Below are 376 nucleotides of genomic sequence, written 5' to 3'. Positions count from 1 at the left end.
ATGAACAACGGTAAGTATGTGATTCCACGTAGAGACGGAAAGGTACTGGCAGGTAGTACTCTGGAAGACGTCGGCTTTGATAAGCGCACAACGGAACAAGCAAAAGAGGAATTGGCAGATATGGCGATAGACCTCTTCCCAGGCTTGGCCTCCTGCCCTATCAGTGCGCATTGGTCGGGTCTACGCCCAGGCTCACCAGATGGCATTCCCTATATTGGCCAAATGAAGGAGTTTGACAACCTTTATATCAATGCCGGCCACTATCGCAATGGCTTGGTGCTCGCACCCGCTTCGGTTGCCTTACTCAGCGCTATTGTTAGTGGTGAATCGACGCCTATACCGAGTGAACCGTATAACCCTTTGATAAGAGTTTGAA

At 50.0% G+C, this 376-nt stretch carries 1 protein-coding gene; it reads left to right on the top strand.

Features of this window, described 5'->3' with window-relative positions; all coding sequences use genetic code 11:
* Positions 1-375, top strand: a 375-nt coding sequence (locus A3766_RS10180; protein ID WP_068566953.1) for an FAD-binding oxidoreductase, incomplete at its 5' end; no start/stop codon positions are given.
* Position 376 lies beyond the last annotated feature (1 nt).

The organism is Oleiphilus sp. HI0132 (genome assembly GCF_001635845.1).
This window is presented reverse-complemented; position numbering and strand designations above follow the sequence as displayed.